This is a genomic window from Pseudomonas sp. NFACC42-2 (genome assembly GCF_900116055.1).
GTDB classification, from domain to species: domain Bacteria; phylum Pseudomonadota; class Gammaproteobacteria; order Pseudomonadales; family Pseudomonadaceae; genus Aquipseudomonas; species Aquipseudomonas marginalis.
Genome location: NZ_FOZO01000009.1, coordinates 105,692 through 121,030, shown reverse-complemented (window position 1 = coordinate 121,030; position 15,339 = coordinate 105,692). Strand labels below are relative to the sequence as shown.

15 protein-coding genes and 1 tRNA gene are annotated in these 15,339 nt (G+C 60.0%); 11 read left to right on the top strand and 5 right to left on the bottom strand.

Translation table 11 applies throughout. The features are described from left to right. Window positions 1-5 precede the first annotated feature (5 nt). The 11 genes from tolR to nadA all read left to right on the top strand — a co-directional run bounded on the left by tolR (window position 6) and on the right by nadA (window position 8,512). A complete protein-coding gene (gene tolR, locus BM416_RS18065) occupies window positions 6-458 on the top strand; it encodes a protein TolR (protein WP_161793227.1) in 453 nt (150 codons plus the stop codon). Beyond that, window positions 458-1,531, top strand: coding sequence for a cell envelope integrity protein TolA (gene tolA / locus BM416_RS18060; RefSeq protein WP_053135848.1), 1,074 nt, complete (start codon window positions 458-460; stop codon window positions 1,529-1,531). The genes tolR and tolA overlap by 1 nt, the downstream gene beginning before the upstream one ends. Before the next feature lie 17 nt (window positions 1,532-1,548). Next, window positions 1,549-2,829, top strand: coding sequence for a Tol-Pal system beta propeller repeat protein TolB (tolB, locus tag BM416_RS18055; protein WP_043293513.1), 1,281 nt, complete (start codon window positions 1,549-1,551; stop codon window positions 2,827-2,829). Between the two features lie 55 nt (window positions 2,830-2,884). Next, window positions 2,885-3,385: a peptidoglycan-associated lipoprotein Pal gene (gene pal, locus BM416_RS18050; RefSeq protein WP_003209827.1), complete on the top strand. Its 501-nt coding sequence runs from the start codon at window positions 2,885-2,887 to the stop codon at window positions 3,383-3,385. Window positions 3,386-3,391: 6 nt separating this feature from the next. After that, entirely contained in the window at window positions 3,392-4,228 is an 837-nt protein-coding gene (gene ybgF / locus BM416_RS18045) for a tol-pal system protein YbgF (RefSeq protein ID WP_027605544.1), read from the top strand. 163 nt (window positions 4,229-4,391) lie between these two features. Then, complete coding sequence (queE, locus tag BM416_RS18040; RefSeq protein WP_027605545.1) at window positions 4,392-5,039, top strand: 7-carboxy-7-deazaguanine synthase QueE; 648 nt, start codon at window positions 4,392-4,394, stop codon at window positions 5,037-5,039. 1 nt (window position 5,040) lies between these two features. Then, a complete protein-coding gene (gene queC, locus BM416_RS18035; protein WP_092488938.1) occupies window positions 5,041-5,718 on the top strand; it encodes a 7-cyano-7-deazaguanine synthase QueC in 678 nt (225 codons plus the stop codon). Between the two features lie 63 nt (window positions 5,719-5,781). Next, window positions 5,782-5,857, top strand: a tRNA-Lys gene (locus BM416_RS18030). Window positions 5,858-6,050: 193 nt separating this feature from the next. Continuing rightward, the gene (locus BM416_RS18025) at window positions 6,051-6,629 is read left to right on the top strand and encodes an NAD(P)H-dependent oxidoreductase (RefSeq protein ID WP_092488937.1); all 579 of its coding nucleotides are present in this window, start codon (window positions 6,051-6,053) and stop codon (window positions 6,627-6,629) included. A 160-nt stretch (window positions 6,630-6,789) separates the two neighbouring features. Continuing rightward, window positions 6,790-7,173: a MerR family transcriptional regulator gene (locus BM416_RS18020; RefSeq protein WP_092488936.1), complete on the top strand. Its 384-nt coding sequence runs from the start codon at window positions 6,790-6,792 to the stop codon at window positions 7,171-7,173. A gap of 280 nt (window positions 7,174-7,453) precedes the next feature. Beyond that, window positions 7,454-8,512 (top strand): quinolinate synthase NadA, encoded by a 1,059-nt coding sequence (gene nadA / locus BM416_RS18015; protein ID WP_027605549.1) that lies wholly within the window; start codon window positions 7,454-7,456, stop codon window positions 8,510-8,512. A gap of 75 nt (window positions 8,513-8,587) precedes the next feature. Here nadA and BM416_RS18010 read toward each other — a convergent pair whose 3' ends face one another. The 5 genes from BM416_RS18010 to gcvP all read right to left on the bottom strand — a co-directional run bounded on the left by BM416_RS18010 (window position 8,588) and on the right by gcvP (window position 15,335). Beyond that, window positions 8,588-9,076, bottom strand: coding sequence for an RDD family protein (locus tag BM416_RS18010; protein WP_065925902.1), 489 nt, complete (start codon window positions 9,074-9,076; stop codon window positions 8,588-8,590). Window positions 9,077-9,170: 94 nt separating this feature from the next. Next, on the bottom strand, window positions 9,171-9,383 hold the full coding sequence (locus tag BM416_RS18005; RefSeq protein WP_014339904.1) for a cold-shock protein: 213 nt from the start codon (window positions 9,381-9,383) through the stop codon (window positions 9,171-9,173). 393 nt (window positions 9,384-9,776) lie between these two features. Next, window positions 9,777-10,901: a glycine cleavage system aminomethyltransferase GcvT gene (gene gcvT / locus BM416_RS18000; RefSeq protein ID WP_092488935.1), complete on the bottom strand. Its 1,125-nt coding sequence runs from the start codon at window positions 10,899-10,901 to the stop codon at window positions 9,777-9,779. A 39-nt stretch (window positions 10,902-10,940) separates the two neighbouring features. Next, window positions 10,941-12,317, bottom strand: coding sequence for an L-serine ammonia-lyase (locus BM416_RS17995; protein WP_092488934.1), 1,377 nt, complete (start codon window positions 12,315-12,317; stop codon window positions 10,941-10,943). A 177-nt stretch (window positions 12,318-12,494) separates the two neighbouring features. Continuing rightward, the gene (gene gcvP, locus BM416_RS17990; protein WP_092488933.1) at window positions 12,495-15,335 is read right to left on the bottom strand and encodes an aminomethyl-transferring glycine dehydrogenase; all 2,841 of its coding nucleotides are present in this window, start codon (window positions 15,333-15,335) and stop codon (window positions 12,495-12,497) included. Between the last annotated feature and the right edge of the window lie 4 nt (window positions 15,336-15,339).

The following is a 15,339-nucleotide window of genomic DNA, read 5'->3' as shown; positions in this document are numbered from 1 at the left end:
CTTTAATCGCTCGAGCTCGCAAAAAGCGCAAGCCGGTCGCCGAGATGAACGTAGTGCCCTACATCGACGTGATGCTGGTGCTGCTGGTGATCTTCATGGTGACCGCGCCGATGCTCAACCAGGGCGTGAAGGTTGATCTGCCCAAGGTTTCCAGTGAAGCCTTGCCGCAGGACAACAACACTCAGGTCCTGACCATTTCGATCAAGGCTGACAAGACCTATTACTGGAACCTTGGCAGCGAAGTCGACACGCAGAAACAGCAGGACAAAGCCTTGACCCTGCCGGCGATGACCGATGCGGTGACCAAGATCATTCGCTCCGGCAACGAAGGCGGCAAGCACACCCAGGTGTTCATCCGCGGCGACAAGTCGGTCGACTACGGTTCCGTCATGGGCGCCATGGGCGGGCTGCAGAAGGCCGGCGTCGGTAACGTTGGCTTGATTACCGAGGCGCCCTGATGCACCAACAGCGAGAGCCGTCCGCCTCGGAAAGCTTCTTCTGGCCTAGCGTCTGGGCAATTGCCCTGCACGTCCTGGTCTTTGGCATGCTGTTCGTCAGCTTTGCCATGACCCCGGACCTGCCGCCAGCCAAGCCGATCGTGCAGGCGACCCTGTATCAGCTGAAATCGAAAAGCCAGGCCACCACCCAGACCAATCAGAAGATTGCGGGTGAGGCCCAGAAGTCGGCTGCGCGCCAGACTGAAGTCGAACAGATGGAACAGAAGAAGGTCGAGCAGGAAGCGGTGAAGGCTGCTGCGGAACAAAAGAAAGAAGAGGCGGCTCAAAAGGCCGAGGAATCGAAAAAGGCTGACGAAGCCAAGAAGGCCGACGAGGCGAAAAAGGCTGATGAAGCCAAGAAAGCCGAGAAAGCTGCCGAAGCTAAAAAAGCTGAAGAGAAACAATTGGCTGATATAGCCAAGAAGAAATCTGAAGAAGAAGCCAAGAAGGCTGCCGAAGAAGAGGCCAAGAAAAAGGCCGCTGAAGACGCCAAGAAGAAAATAGTCGAAGACGCGAAGAAAAAAGCCGCCGAAGACGCCAAGAAAAAAGCTGAAGCAGACGAGGCGAAGAAGAAAATCGCCGACGACGCGAAGAAGAAAGCTGCCGCCGATGCCACCAAGAAAAAGGCCCAGGAAGCAGCGCGTAAATCCGCCGAAGAGAAAAAGGCCCAGGCCTTGGCAGATTTGCTCTCCGACACGCCGCAGCGTCAGCAAGCCTTGGCCGATGAACGTGGCGATGAAGTCGCGGGCAGTTTCGACGACCTGATTCGGGCGCGGGCAGCAGAAGGCTGGACACGTCCACCTTCGGCGCGCAAAGGCATGACAGTAGTGCTGCAGATCGGCATGTTGCCGGACGGTACGGTGACTTCGGTCAGCGTGGCCAAGTCCAGTGGTGACGGTTCGTTCGACAGTTCGGCGGTTGCCGCGGTCAAGAATATTGGCCGGTTGACCGAGATGCAGGGAATGAAACCAAGCGACTTCGCTCCCTATCGTTCATTCAAGATGACATTCACACCTGAGGATCTAGCCTTGTGAGAAACCTTCTTCGAGGAATGCTTGTCGTTATTTGCTGTATGGCAGGGATAGCGGCGGCGGATGAAAAGAACATCCTGGTCACCAGCGGCAGCGATCGGGCCACCCCGATCGCGGTAGTGCCGTTTGGCTGGCAGGGCGGCAGCGTGCTGCCGGACGACATGGCCCAGATCGTCAGCGACGACCTGCGCAATTCCGGTTACTACGCACCGATTCCGAAAGGCAACATGATCAGCCAGCCCACCCAGGCCAGCGAAGTCATCTTCCGTGACTGGAAAGCGGTGGGCGCGCAGTACCTGATGGTCGGCAGCATCACGCCGGCCGGCGGTCGCCTGCAGATCCAGTACACCTTGTTCAACGTGGCCACCGAGCAGCAGGTCCTGACCGGCAGCGTATCGGGTACCGCCGAACAACTGCGCGACATGGCCCACTACATCTCGGACCAGTCGTTTGAAAAGCTCACCGGTATCAAGGGTGCGTTCTCGACGCGTCTGCTTTATGTAACGGCCGAGCGTTTCTCCGTAGACAACACTCGCTACACCCTGCAGCGTTCGGACTACGACGGTGCGCGGGCAGTGACCTTGCTGCAATCCCGTGAGCCAATCCTGTCGCCGCGCTTCGCGCCGGACGGCAAGCGTATTGCCTACGTGTCTTTCGAACAGAAGCGTCCGCGTATCTTCGTCCAGCACATCGATACTGGCCGTCGTGAGCAGATCACCAACTTCGAAGGCCTCAACGGTGCACCGGCCTGGTCGCCGGATGGTTCGCGCCTGGCATTCGTACTGTCCAAGGACGGCAACCCGGACATCTACGTGATGAACATGGCTTCGCGCCAGATCAGCCGCGTGACCAGCGGTCCTGGTATCAACACCGAACCGTTCTGGGGCAAGGATGGTTCGACCATCTACTTCACCTCGGACCGCGGCGGCAAGCCACAGATCTACAAGACGAGCGTTGGCGGCGGGGGTGCGGAACGCGTGACCTTTATAGGTAACTACAACGCCAATCCTAAGCTTTCGGCTGATGAAAAGACGTTGGTGATGATTCACCGTCAGGATGGTTTCACTAATTTCCGGGTTGCGGCCCAGGATTTGCAGCGTGGAACGGTAAAAATCCTCACAGATACCAACCTTGATGAGTCAGCTACTGTTGCGCCCAACGGCACCATGGTAATCTACGCCACCCGCCAGCAGGGCCGGGGAGTCTTGATGCTCGTGTCCATTAATGGACGCGTAAGGCTCCCGCTTCCTACCGCACAAGGCGAAGTCAGAGAACCGTCCTGGTCCCCTTACCTGAACTGACGCGGCGCTACAAAAAGAAGTACTTAACACACTGGGGTTCATTAGGAGTTTCACGATGGAAATGCTGAAGTTTGGTAAGTTTGCTGCTCTGGCTCTGGCTCTGTCCGTAGCCGTTGGTTGCTCGTCTAAAGGCGGCGACAATGCCGGTGAAGGCGCAGCTGTTGATCCAAACGCTGGTTACGGCGCTAACACTGGTGCAGTTGACGGCTCCCTGAGCGAAGAAGCTGCTCTGCGCGCTATCACCACTTTCTACTTCGAATACGACAGTTCGGACCTGAAACCAGAAGCCATGCGCGCTCTGGACGTTCACGCGAAGGACCTGAAAGCTAACGGCGCTCGCGTTGTTCTGGAAGGTAACACTGACGAACGTGGTACTCGTGAGTACAACATGGCACTGGGCGAGCGTCGTGCGAAAGCCGTTCAGCGCTACCTGGTACTGCAAGGTGTTGCTCCAGGCCAACTGGAACTGGTTTCCTACGGTAAAGAGCGTCCAGTTGCTACTGGCCACGACGAGCAGTCCTGGGCTCAAAACCGTCGCGTCGAACTGCGTAAGTAATTCGTCATGCGAACGTGCCGTCGTGCTCTAACTGTATTGGCTCTCAGCCTCGCCCCGCTTGCGGTGTGGGCTGCGGTTCCTGTGGAAGACAGCAACTCTGGCTATAACAATAGCGGGAGCAGCTATCCGCCAGCGGGTTATGGCACGAACGGCGCCTATGCTGGGGGGGCGGCTACGTCCGCTCCCTCGGCACAGGGCGAACTGTTCAACCAGCTGCAACGCATGCAGGATCAATTGGCGCAGCAACAAGGCACCATTGAAGTTCTGCAAAATGAGGTGCGTCAGCTGAAGCAGGAAGGCCTGGAGCGTTACCAGGATCTTGATCGACGTATAGGAGCCGGTGTTACACCTGCCGCTACTCCTGATAATTCTTCTGCCGGTGGCGCGCCCAGCGCGGCTATCGGTGGTGCAGCAGCAGGGGCCGCCGCTGCGAGCCAAGCCCCTGCCGCCAGCAGTGAGCCGGGTGATCCGGCGAAGGAAAAGCTGTATTACGATGCAGCCTTCGACCTGATCAAGGCCAAGGATTTCGATAAGGCCAGCAAAGCCTTTACCGCCTTCCTGGGCCGCTACCCAAACAGCCAGTACGCGGGCAACGCCCAATACTGGTTGGGCGAGGTGAATCTGGCAAAGGGTGATCTGCAGGGGGCGGGCCAGGCATTTGCCAAGGTCAGTCAACTGTACCCCAAGCACGCCAAGGTGCCCGACTCGCTGTATAAACTCGCTGACGTAGAACGCCGCCTGGGTCATACCGACAAGGTCAAAGGCATTCTGCAGCAGGTCGTAGCCCAGTATCCGGGTACCTCCGCTGCACAGTTGGCCCAACGGGATCTGCAACGCTTGTAAGCGATGCAGCCGTTTAGAAGAAACCCGCGCCTGGCGCGGGTTTTTTCGTTAGAATCCACGCCCTTTTATGACACACGCTTCCTGGGGCCTACGCGTTGGCGGGGTTCCTTGAAGTGCCTGACGGAGGCGGACAGCCTGTTTAGCTGTTACGCCCGTGGCGACTATGCAAGACACATTACGCATCACCGAAGTTTTTTACTCGTTACAGGGTGAAACGCGAACCGCTGGCCTGCCCACGGTTTTTGTGCGCCTGACCGGTTGCCCCTTGCGTTGCCAATACTGTGACAGCGCCTACGCCTTCAGTGGCGGCACCGTGCGCACCCTCGAAGACATCCTGGAGCAGGTTGCCGGCTACCGGCCCCGCTACGTCTGTGTAACGGGTGGCGAGCCCCTGGCCCAGCCCAACGCCATCCCCTTGCTCAAACAGCTGTGTGATGCCGGTTACGAGGTCTCCCTGGAAACCAGCGGGGCCCTGGATATTTCCGCTGTAGACCCGCGTGTCAGCCGGGTGGTTGACCTCAAGACGCCGGGCTCCAAGGAAGTGCACCGCAACCGCTACGAGAACATCGAACTGCTGACGCCCAACGATCAGGTCAAGTTCGTGATTTGTTCCCGTGAAGACTACGACTGGGCCAATTCCAAGTTGATCCAGTACGGCCTTGACCGCCGTGCCGGTGAGGTATTGTTCTCTCCCAGCCACCACGACCTGAACGCGCGCGATCTGGCCGACTGGGTGGTTGCCGATAACCTGCCCGTACGCCTGCAATTGCAGCTGCATAAATACCTGTGGAACGACGAACCGGGGCGCTGAGATGACTGATCAAAAGCGCGCGGTCATCCTGCTGTCCGGTGGCCTCGACTCCGCGACGTTAGTGGCCATGGTTCGCGCCGAAGGCTACAGCTGTTACACCATGAGCTTCGACTACGGCCAGCGTCACCGCGCCGAGCTGGAGGCCGCCGTCCGTGTTGCCCAAGACCTGGGCGTGGTCGAACACAAGGTGATTGGCCTGAACCTCGACGGCATGGGGGGCTCGGCCTTGACCGACAGCGCTATCGACGTCCCTGAGGGGCCCACCCAAGGCATCCCGGTCACCTACGTACCGGCACGCAACACCGTGTTCCTGTCCCTGGCCCTGGGCTGGGCGGAGGTTCTGAATGCCCGGGACATCTTCATCGGGGTTAATGCCCTTGATTACAACGGCTACCCGGACTGCCGCCCCGAATACGTCGAGTCGTTCGAGCGTATGGCCAATTTGGCGACAAAAGCCGGGGTAGAAGGGCAGGGTTTCCGGATCCAGGCACCGCTGCAAAACCTGAGCAAGGCCGCTATCGTGAAGGTTGGCGTAGGACTCGGTGTCGATTACTCGCTGACAGTTTCCTGCTATCAGGCAGACGATGACGGCCGTGCCTGTGGGAAATGCGACAGCTGCCGACTGCGTGCAGAGGGCTTCCAAATGGCCGGAATTACGGACCCGACGCGTTATTTCTGATTTATTTCAAATAAGGTGTTGAATAATCCTTAGAAATCAGTATTATACGCGCCACCACACAGCGGGTCGTTAGCTCAGTTGGTAGAGCAGTTGGCTTTTAACCAATTGGTCGTAGGTTCGAATCCCACACGACCCACCATTTTTGGCGGTTTAGAAAATCCGGAAGGCCCACGCAAGTGAGGATTTCCGGGTTTTTTTTTGCCTGCGATTTGGTGCTTACCTGCCGGTGCGCAATGCACCCAAGCTATACCAGCATTTGGCAAACCTCCCTGTTGACTCTCCTGTTACGGGCACACCCTATCCTGCCCGCTCGACTTTTTCAGGATGAAGTGATGATGAGCAAGCGAGTACTGGTGATTCTGGGGCACCCCTCAACCGACAGTTTCTGTGGGGCATTGACCGACACCTATGTGAAGGCGGCCACAGAGGCCGGGCACGATGTGCGTCTGTTACGCCTGGATGCACTGCGGTTTGATCCAGTGCTGCACGATGGCTACAAACAGGTTCAGTTGCTGGAGCCCGATCTGCTCAAGGCCCAGGCCGATATCACGTGGGCTGAGCACCTGGCGTTTGTCTATCCCATCTGGTGGGGCGGAATTCCGGCCCTGATGAAAGGCTTCTTCGATCGGATATTCCTTCCCGGTTTTGCCTTCAAGTACCGCGAAGGCAATGCCTTTCCCGACAAGCTTTTGAAGGGGCGCACGGCTCACCTGCTGGTCACGATGGATACCCCGCCGTGGTACTACAAGTGGGTCTACCGCATGCCGGGCCTGCACCAGGTGCGCAAGACCACCCTGGAGTTCTGCGGCATCAAACCATTGAAGACCCTCACGTTCGGGCCAATCCTCGGTTCCGACGCCTCCCTGCGCGAAGCCTGGCTCAAGCAAGCCCAGGCTATCGCTGGTCGCTGACACCCCGATTGCCCGGCATCGCCTTGCAGCAGGCGATGTCGGCTTCATCCCTGCGATACATTGCCTTTTGACACCTTCGAGTTTCCGACCCCGTAGACATGTGTGAAGATGCGGCGCGCCAAAGTGCTCTCCCCACTCTTGTGCCAAAAAAGGACTTTTCATGTATATCGGCAAAGCCGCTCAGCTATCGGGTACTACCGTCAAGACGATCCGCCACTATGAAGACATTGGCTTGCTGCCGCCGCCCGTGCGCGAAGGTAAGTATCGGGTTTATAACCAGCAATGCGTTGAGCTGTTGACGTTCATCAAGTGTGCTCAGCAGCTGGGTTTCAAGCTTAAGGAAATGCAGGCGATTCTTCAGGACCACCGGGGCCTGGAGCTGCCGTGGGATTTGGCCAACCAGGCCATTGCCGATAAAAAGCTCGAGCTGAAAGCCCAGATCGAAGGGCTGCAAAACATCTACGACGGTCTTGAGCAGTTCGAAAGCAACCTCAAGGACGCCCTGTACCAATGCCAGTTTGAGCCTCTTTCCAAAACGGTCTGAACGAACTTGCTGCATGAACTCTGCCCGCTGACGGCTATGTGCTTGAGGTGATTTCTGAAGGCGGGGGAGACCCAAGGTACCATTGCGGTTTTTAATCGACAGGCGCACGCGTCAAAGCCAGATTAGGCTTTTGAAACCATTGGATATTCTGTAGCCTTGCGCAGCTTCACCTTTACCCGTGCTTGATGAACACAATCACTTCGTCCGGCGGCGCCCGAAGGGCTCCAGAGCCGGTGGTACACTCGACTTTCGCGCTACTGCGCCTGCAGGTCTTGCGAACATGACGCACATTTCCGAACGCCTACTGGTTCAAGCCCACCTCGACGCCAAGCAGCCCAAGGCCCTCAGCGCCGAGGAAGAGGCGAGCCTGCGTGCCGCCATCGCTGCCGAGCTCAAGGCTCAGGACGCGGTGCTGGTTGCCCACTTCTATTGCGATCCGGTGATCCAGGCCCTGGCCGAAGAAACCGGCGGCTGTGTCTCCGACTCCCTGGAAATGGCCCGCTTCGGCGCAGCCCACCCGGCCAAGACCGTACTGGTCGCCGGTGTACGTTTCATGGGCGAGACCGCCAAAATCCTCACCCCCGAAAAACGCATCCTCATGCCGACCCTGGAAGCCACCTGCTCCCTGGACCTGGGGTGTCCGGTGGATGAGTTTTCGGCGTTCTGCGACCAGCATCCCGAGCGCACCGTGGTGGTGTATGCCAACACTTCGGCGGCGGTCAAGGCCCGGGCCGATTGGGTGGTGACCTCCAGCTGCGCGCTGGAAATCGTCGAAAGCCTGATGGACAACGGCGAGACTATCATCTGGGGCCCGGACAAGCACCTGGGTACCTACATCCAGCGCCAGACCGGCGCCGACATGCTGCTGTGGGACGGTGCGTGCATCGTCCACGAGGAGTTCAAGTCCAAGCAGTTGGAAGACATGAAGGCGCTGTACCCGGACGCAGCGATCCTGGTGCACCCTGAATCGCCGACCTCGGTGATCGAACTGGCCGACGCGGTGGGCTCCACCAGCCAGTTGATTGCGGCGGCACAGCGGCTGCCGAACAAGACCTTCATCGTGGCGACCGACCGCGGCATCTTCTACAAGATGCAGCAGCTGTGCCCGGACAAGGTCTTCGTCGAAGCGCCCACGGCCGGTAACGGTGCTGCGTGCCGCAGTTGCGCGCACTGCCCGTGGATGGCGATGAATACGCTGGAGCGCACGCTGCAGTGCCTGCGTGAGGGCAGTAACGAGATCTTCGTCGAGCCGTCGGTGATTCCTCACGCCGTGCGACCGCTCAAGCGCATGCTGGATTTCACCCAGGCTGCGCGCCTGAAGCTGGCGGGTAACGCCTGAATCGAGGCGAGCTCGGTTAAACATGTGGGAGGGGGCAAGCCCCCGCCCACATTTTGATTTCGTTCAGGCAGCGGGTTATTTCTTTTGCTTCGGGATGCGCACCAACTGCGTATCCGAGTAGATGTCATGCCAGCTGCGTTTGTGCTTGTCGAACAACGACCAGACAAACCCCAGCCCCACGCATAACCACGACGCAATCGACACCACAAAGCGCAACAGCGCCTGCCACAGGCTGATCCGCGAGCCGTCGGCGTTTTGCACGCGCACGCCCCAGACCTGCATGCCCAGGGTTTGCCCGGAATGGGTCCAGAACTTGGCAAAGAAACCAAACAGCACAAAGAACAGAATCGTCGACAGCAGCGGGTCACCGTCCAGTGCGCCAGATTCGGTGAGGGTGCGCATCCTGGCTTCGCCCACGAACGCGATCCACACCAGCTTGTAGATAAACGCGGTGACGATCAGCAGCGCGGTGCACAACAGGAAGTCATAGAACATCGCTGCCAGGCGACGGCCCAGGCCAACGGCGGGGAACTCGCCTTGGGGACTCAGCAAGGGTTTGGACATGGCAGGGCTCTCAGAGGAAAAAAATCATTTTACGGAATAGCGCCCATAAAAAAGCCCCTGATGTCATGTCAGGGGCTTTTTGTCGCAGGAAGGATCAGCCTTCTGCTTGTACTTCGTCAGCCTGCATGCCTTTCTGGCCTTGAACTGCAACGAAGGTGACCTTCTGGCCTTCCTTCAGGCTTTTGAAGCCGTTGCCTTGAATAGCGCGGAAATGCACGAACAGATCCGGACCGCTTTCTGGAGTGATAAAACCAAACCCTTTCTCGTCGTTAAACCACTTGACGGTACCGCTCTGACGATCAGCCATTTTCTTATTTCCTTGACGCTAAAAATTAATGACAGCCCCTTTCACATGAAAGAGTACTGGGCTGGGTTGCAGGAAAGTAAGAGACGTCGAACGGGTTGTAGCACAACTACTTCAGCTACTGCCCAGGTCCAGGTTCCAAGCGACCCATGCAAACACAGTGGGCAAACTCTACGCCAACTAATGGAGAAAAAACAAGCCCTGGCAAAAGCCCAGGTTTTGCTCGGCTTCATGACACTTCGTTGAATAATGTGGAACCGACTTATTCGATAGAATGGGTCACTTGTTATAGGTTAATTCCTATAATAATGCCTATCGTTGCTGCACTGTTTTATGGCGGTTGCGTTACAGATTAGTGCACGTTAACGCAACCGCGTTACTTATAGGAACATTCAATCAGCCACGGTAGTAACGTTGCGGCACAAATGGCATTTTGCTTACACGAAGTGGCACTTTTTTCCCACGCACCAACGCAGAGACTTCGGTGTCCAGTGCGGTGAATGCGCTGTCCAGGTAACCCATGGCCAGTGGGCCACCCAGGCTCGGGCCAAAGCCACCGCTGCACACGCTGCCGATCACGCTGCCGTGTGCATCGACGATCTCTGCGCCTTCACGTACAGGTGTGCGTTCCTGGGGCAGCAGGCCTACGCGCTTGCGGCTTACACCGGTTTGCTGCTGGGTGAAGATGCGATCGGCACCCGGGAAGCCACCGGCACGCGCACCGTCGGCACGACGGGCCTTGGAGATAGCCCACAGGAGGCTGGCTTCGATCGGGGTGGTCTCGGTGTTCATGTCGTGGCCGTACAGGCACAGACCGGCCTCCAGGCGCAGCGAGTCACGGGCGCCCAGGCCGATGGCCTGCACTTCGTCCTCGGCCAGCAGGCTGCGCGCCAGGCTTTCGGCGCTGGCGGCAGGCACGGAGATTTCAAAACCATCTTCACCGGTGTAGCCCGAGCGGCTGACATAGCAGTCCACGCCCAGCAGGCGCACCGGGGCGAATTGCATGAAGGTCATCCGGGTGACTTCCGGGGCCAGGCGCGCCAATACCTTCACTGCGGCCGGGCCTTGCAGGGCCAGCAGCGCGCGTTCTTCGAACAGCGGCTCGATGCGGCACTGCTCGCCGATATGCTGGCGCAGGTGCGCCAGGTCCTGGTCCTTGCAGGCCGCGTTGACTACCAGGAACAGTTCGTCGTTACCCAGGTTCGCCACCATCAGGTCGTCGAGGATGCCGCCCTGTTCATTGGTGAACATGGCGTAGCGCTGCATGCCGACCGGCAGGTCGATGATGTCGACCGGTACCAGGGTTTCCAGGGCCTTGGCGGCATTGGCGCCGGTCAGGCGGATCTGGCCCATGTGGGACACGTCGAACAGCCCGGCGTGTTCACGGGTGTGCAGGTGTTCCTTCATCACGCCCAGTGGGTATTGCACCGGCATGTCGTAGCCGGCGAAGGGCACCATGCGTGCACCCAGCTCGAGGTGCAGGGCGTGCAATGGGGTTTTCAACAGGGTTTCGGTGGACATGTTCAGCTCCTGAAAAACGTGCCGGCGCGCCTTTAGGCGTCAGCACTCGATAATATTGACCGCCAAACCGCCACGGGCGGTTTCCTTGTATTTGCTTTTCATGTCGGCGCCGGTCTGGCGCATGGTACGGATGACCTTGTCCAGTGAGACGAAGTGCTGCCCGTCGCCACGCAAGGCCATGCGCACCGCATTGATGGCCTTCACCGAGCCCATGGCATTGCGCTCGATGCAGGGCACCTGCACCAGGCCGCCAATCGGGTCGCAGGTCAGGCCGAGGTTGTGTTCCATGCCGATCTCGGCGGCGTTTTCCACTTGGGAAACCGGGCCGCCCAATACTTCGCACAACGCGCCAGCGGCCATGGAACAGGCCACGCCGACTTCACCCTGGCAACCGACTTCGGCGCCGGAGATGGAGGCGTTTTCCTTGTAGAGAATGCCGATGGCGGCAGCGGTGAGCAGAAAGCGCACCACACCGTCTTCATTCGCGCCGGGGATAAAGCGCATGTAGTAATGCAGCACCGCCGGCACAATCCCGGCCGCGCCGTTGGTGGGCGCCGTGACCACGCGCCCGCCGTTGGCGTTTTCTTCGTTGACGGCCAGGGCGTACAGGTTGACCCAGTCCAGCACCGACAGCGGGTCGCGCAGGGCCGACTCCGGGTTCTTGCACAACTGGCGATGCAAGGCGGCGGCACGACGCTTGACCTTCAAGCCGCCGGGCAAGATGCCTTCGTTGTGACAGCCGGCCTCTACGCAGTCCTGCATCACCTGCCAGATTTTCAACAGGCCGGCACGGGTTTCCGCTTCCGGGCGCCAGGCACTTTCATTGGTCAACATCACCTGGCTGATGGACAGCCCATAGGTGGTGCAATGGCCGAGCAAGTCCTTGGCATGCTTGAACGGGAACGTCAGCGGTGTGGCGTCTTCGACGATCCGGTCCGCACCGGCGGCGTCTTCATCCACCACAAAACCGCCGCCCACCGAGTAGTACTCGCGGCTGCGGATCTGGATCCCCGCCGCATCAAAGGCACGAAAAATCATGCCGTTGGGATGGTAGGCCAGGGGTTTGCGAATCATCGCCAGGTGTTCTTTCTCGTTGAACGCAATGCTGTGTTCGCCGAGCAGGTTCAAGCGACCGTCGCCGCGCATCTGCGCCAAGCGTGCGGCCACGGTTTGGGTGTTCACGGTGTCCGGGTGTTCGCCTTCCAGGCCCAGCAGCACGGCCTTGTCGCTGCCGTGGCCTTTGCCGGTGGCGCCGAGGGAGCCATAGAGTTCCACCTTGATGCCGGTGGTGGCGCTCAGCAGGTTGTCACGCTTGAGGCCCTCGACGAATCGCGCGGCCGCGCGCATGGGGCCGACGGTGTGGGAACTGGAGGGGCCGATGCCAATCTTGAACAGGTCGAACACGCTTAAGGACATGAGTTGTTCTCCGGTTTCTTGTTATGTATTGGGTGTACGCGGTCAATGTGGGAGGGGCGGTGCGACGATTCGACTTACCCCCGATAGCGGTGGGTCAGTAGAAAGTTCTGGTGACTGACACTCTGCCATCGGGGGCAAGCCCCCTCCCACATTTTTGACCGCGCTCAGCCAGTCGGGTTATGCGTAACTCTCGATCGACGGGCACGCACACACCAGGTTGCGATCACCAAACACGTTGTCGACCCGGCCAACCGGTGGCCAGTACTTGCCTTCGATCAACGAAGCGACCGGGTACACCGCTTGTTCACGGCTGTATGGGTGGCTCCATTCGCCAACCAGTTCCGCCGCGGTATGCGGTGCGTTTTTCAGCGGGTTGTCGTCCTTGTCCAGGGTGCCGTTTTCCACCGCGCGGATTTCTTCGCGGATGGCGATCATCGCGTCGCAGAAGCGGTCCAGTTCTTCCTTGGACTCGCTTTCGGTCGGCTCGATCATCAGCGTGCCCGCCACCGGGAACGACATGGTCGGGGCGTGGAAACCAAAGTCGATCAGGCGCTTGGCCACGTCATCCACGCTGATGCCGCTGCTGTCCTTCAGCGGGCGCAGGTCGAGGATGCATTCGTGCGCCACCAGGCCGTTGCTGCCGGTGTAGAGCACGGGGTAGTGCTCTTCGAGGCGACGGGAAATGTAGTTGGCATTCAGGATCGCCAACTGCGAAGCGCGCTTGAGGCCTGCCCCGCCCATCATGCTGATGTACATCCAGGTGATCGGCAGGATGCTCGCGCTGCCGAACGGTGCGGCACAGACCGCGCCTTCCTTGCGTTCCATGGCCGCATGGCCTGGCAGGAACGGAGTGAGGTGGGACTTGACGCCAATCGGGCCAACGCCCGGGCCGCCACCGCCGTGGGGGATGCAGAAGGTCTTGTGCAAATTCAGGTGGGACACGTCGCCGCCGAACTTGCCTGGGGCGCAGAGGCCGACCATCGCGTTCATGTTGGCGCCGTCGATGTACACCTGGCCGCCGTTGTCGTGGATGATCCCGCAGATTTCGCGGATACCTTCCTCGAACACGCCGTGGGTGGACGGGTAGGTAATCATCAGCGCGGCGAGGTGCTCACGGTGCTCGATGGCCTTGGCGCGCAGGTCTTCGATGTCGACGTTGCCACGGGCGTCGCAGGCGGTAACCACCACACGCATGCCGGCCATGTTGGCGGTGGCCGGGTTGGTGCCGTGGGCCGACGATGGGATCAGGCAGATGTCGCGACGTGCTTCGCCACGGCTCTGGTGATAGGCACGGATGGCCAACAGGCCGGCGTACTCGCCCTGGGAACCGGCATTCGGCTGCAGGGAGATCGCGTCATACCCGGTGGCCGCGCAGAGCATGGCCTCCAGGTCGGAGGTCAGTTGCAGGTAGCCGGCGCTTTGCTCGGCCGGGGCGAACGGGTGCAGGGCACCGAACTCGGCCCAGGTCACCGGGATCATTTCACTGGCGGCGTTGAGCTTCATGGTGCATGAGCCCAGCGGGATCATGGTGCGGTCCAGGGCCAGGTCCTTGTCCGCCAGCTTGCGCAGGTAGCGCATCAGCTCGGTTTCCGAGTGATAACGGTTGAACACCGGATGGCTGAGGATCGGCGACTGGCGCAGCAATGCGTCGGGCAGACGGCTGTCCACCGTGGCGTTGACGTCCGGCAGGGCTTTGCCATTGGCAAAGATTGCCCACAGGGTTTCGATATCGCCCTGGGTAGTGGTTTCGTCGACCGACAGCCCAACCCGCTCGGCGTCCACCACGCGCAGGTTGATGCGCTGGGCGCGGGCCTTGTCGTGCAGTGCGGCGGTGTCGGCGCCGGTGTGCAGGGTCAGGGTGTCGAAGAAGTGTGCCTGCTCGACCTTGAGGCCCAGGGCGGTCAAGCCCTTGGCGAGCATCGCGGTCAGCTGGTGAATGCGCTTGGCGATCTGGGTCAGGCCCTTGGGCCCGTGGTACACGGCATACATGCTGGCGATGTTGGCGAGCAGCACTTGCGCGGTGCAGATGTTGCTGGTGGCTTTCTCGCGACGGATATGTTGCTCGCGGGTCTGCATGGCCAGGCGCAGGGCCGGCTTGCCGAAGCGGTCTACCGACACACCGACCAGACGCCCCGGCATGTCGCGCTTGAACGCATCCTTGGTGGAGAAGTACGCCGCGTGCGGGCCACCGAAGCCCAGCGGCACGCCGAAGCGTTGCGCACTGCCGATGGCCACATCGGCGCCGAACTCACCCGGCGGGGCCAGTAGGGTCAGGGCCAACAGATCGGCAGCCACGGCGACCAGGGCGTTGGCGGCGTGGAAACGCTCGGTCAGCGCGCGGTAGTCGAACACGTCACCGTTGCTGGCCGGGTATTGCAGCAGGGCGCCGAAGAACGGGCTGACATCGGTCAGTTCGCGCTCATCGCCCACCACCACGTCGATGCCCAGCGGCTCGGCACGGGTGCGCAGTACGTCGAGGGTTTGCGGGTGGCTGTGGACCGAGGCGAAGAAGGCATTGCTGCCCTTGTTCTTGCTCAGGCGCTTGCAGAAGGTCATGGCCTCGGCGGCAGCGGTGGCTTCATCGAGCAGCGAGGCGTTGGCGATCGGCAGGCCGGTGAGGTCGCTGATCAGGGTCTGGAAGTTCAGCAGCGCTTCCAGGCGGCCTTGGGAAATTTCTGGCTGGTACGGTGTGTAGGCGGTGTACCAGGCCGGGTTTTCCAGAAGGTTGCGCAGGATCGGCGACGGCGTATGGCAGTTGTAGTAGCCCTGGCCGATGTAGGTCTTGAACAGTTGGTTCTGACTGGCGATGGCCTTGATCCTGGCCAGGGCCTCGGCTTCGCCCAGGCCGTCTTCCAGGCCGAGCACGCTGGTGCCCTTGATGCTTTCCGGGATCACGCTGGCGCTGAGGGCTTCCAGGGAATCGAAGCCCAGGCTGGCGAGCATCTGCTGCTCATCTTCCTGGCGCGGGCCGATGTGGCGGGCGATGAACTCATTGGCGGTGCTGAGATTGATGGTCATGGCG

Excerpts from the sequence above, each read along its gene's own strand:
- tolA (WP_053135848.1), top strand. The coding sequence starts at position 458 with ATGCACCAACAGCGAGAGCCGTCCGCCTCGGAAAGCTTCTTCTGGCCT.
- tolB (WP_043293513.1), top strand. The coding sequence starts at position 1,549 with ATGCTTGTCGTTATTTGCTGTATGGCAGGGATAGCGGCGGCGGATGAA.
- pal (WP_003209827.1), top strand. The coding sequence starts at position 2,885 with ATGGAAATGCTGAAGTTTGGTAAGTTTGCTGCTCTGGCTCTGGCTCTG.
- ybgF (WP_027605544.1), top strand. The coding sequence starts at position 3,392 with ATGCGAACGTGCCGTCGTGCTCTAACTGTATTGGCTCTCAGCCTCGCC.
- queE (WP_027605545.1), top strand. The coding sequence starts at position 4,392 with ATGCAAGACACATTACGCATCACCGAAGTTTTTTACTCGTTACAGGGT.
- queC (WP_092488938.1), top strand. The coding sequence starts at position 5,041 with ATGACTGATCAAAAGCGCGCGGTCATCCTGCTGTCCGGTGGCCTCGAC.
- BM416_RS18025 (WP_092488937.1), top strand. The coding sequence starts at position 6,051 with ATGATGAGCAAGCGAGTACTGGTGATTCTGGGGCACCCCTCAACCGAC.
- BM416_RS18020 (WP_092488936.1), top strand. The coding sequence starts at position 6,790 with ATGTATATCGGCAAAGCCGCTCAGCTATCGGGTACTACCGTCAAGACG.
- nadA (WP_027605549.1), top strand. The coding sequence starts at position 7,454 with ATGACGCACATTTCCGAACGCCTACTGGTTCAAGCCCACCTCGACGCC.
- BM416_RS18010 (WP_065925902.1), bottom strand. The coding sequence starts at position 9,076 with ATGTCCAAACCCTTGCTGAGTCCCCAAGGCGAGTTCCCCGCCGTTGGC.
- BM416_RS18005 (WP_014339904.1), bottom strand. The coding sequence starts at position 9,383 with ATGGCTGATCGTCAGAGCGGTACCGTCAAGTGGTTTAACGACGAGAAA.
- gcvT (WP_092488935.1), bottom strand. The coding sequence starts at position 10,901 with ATGTCCACCGAAACCCTGTTGAAAACCCCATTGCACGCCCTGCACCTC.
- BM416_RS17995 (WP_092488934.1), bottom strand. The coding sequence starts at position 12,317 with ATGTCCTTAAGCGTGTTCGACCTGTTCAAGATTGGCATCGGCCCCTCC.
- gcvP (WP_092488933.1), bottom strand. The coding sequence starts at position 15,335 with ATGACCATCAATCTCAGCACCGCCAATGAGTTCATCGCCCGCCACATC.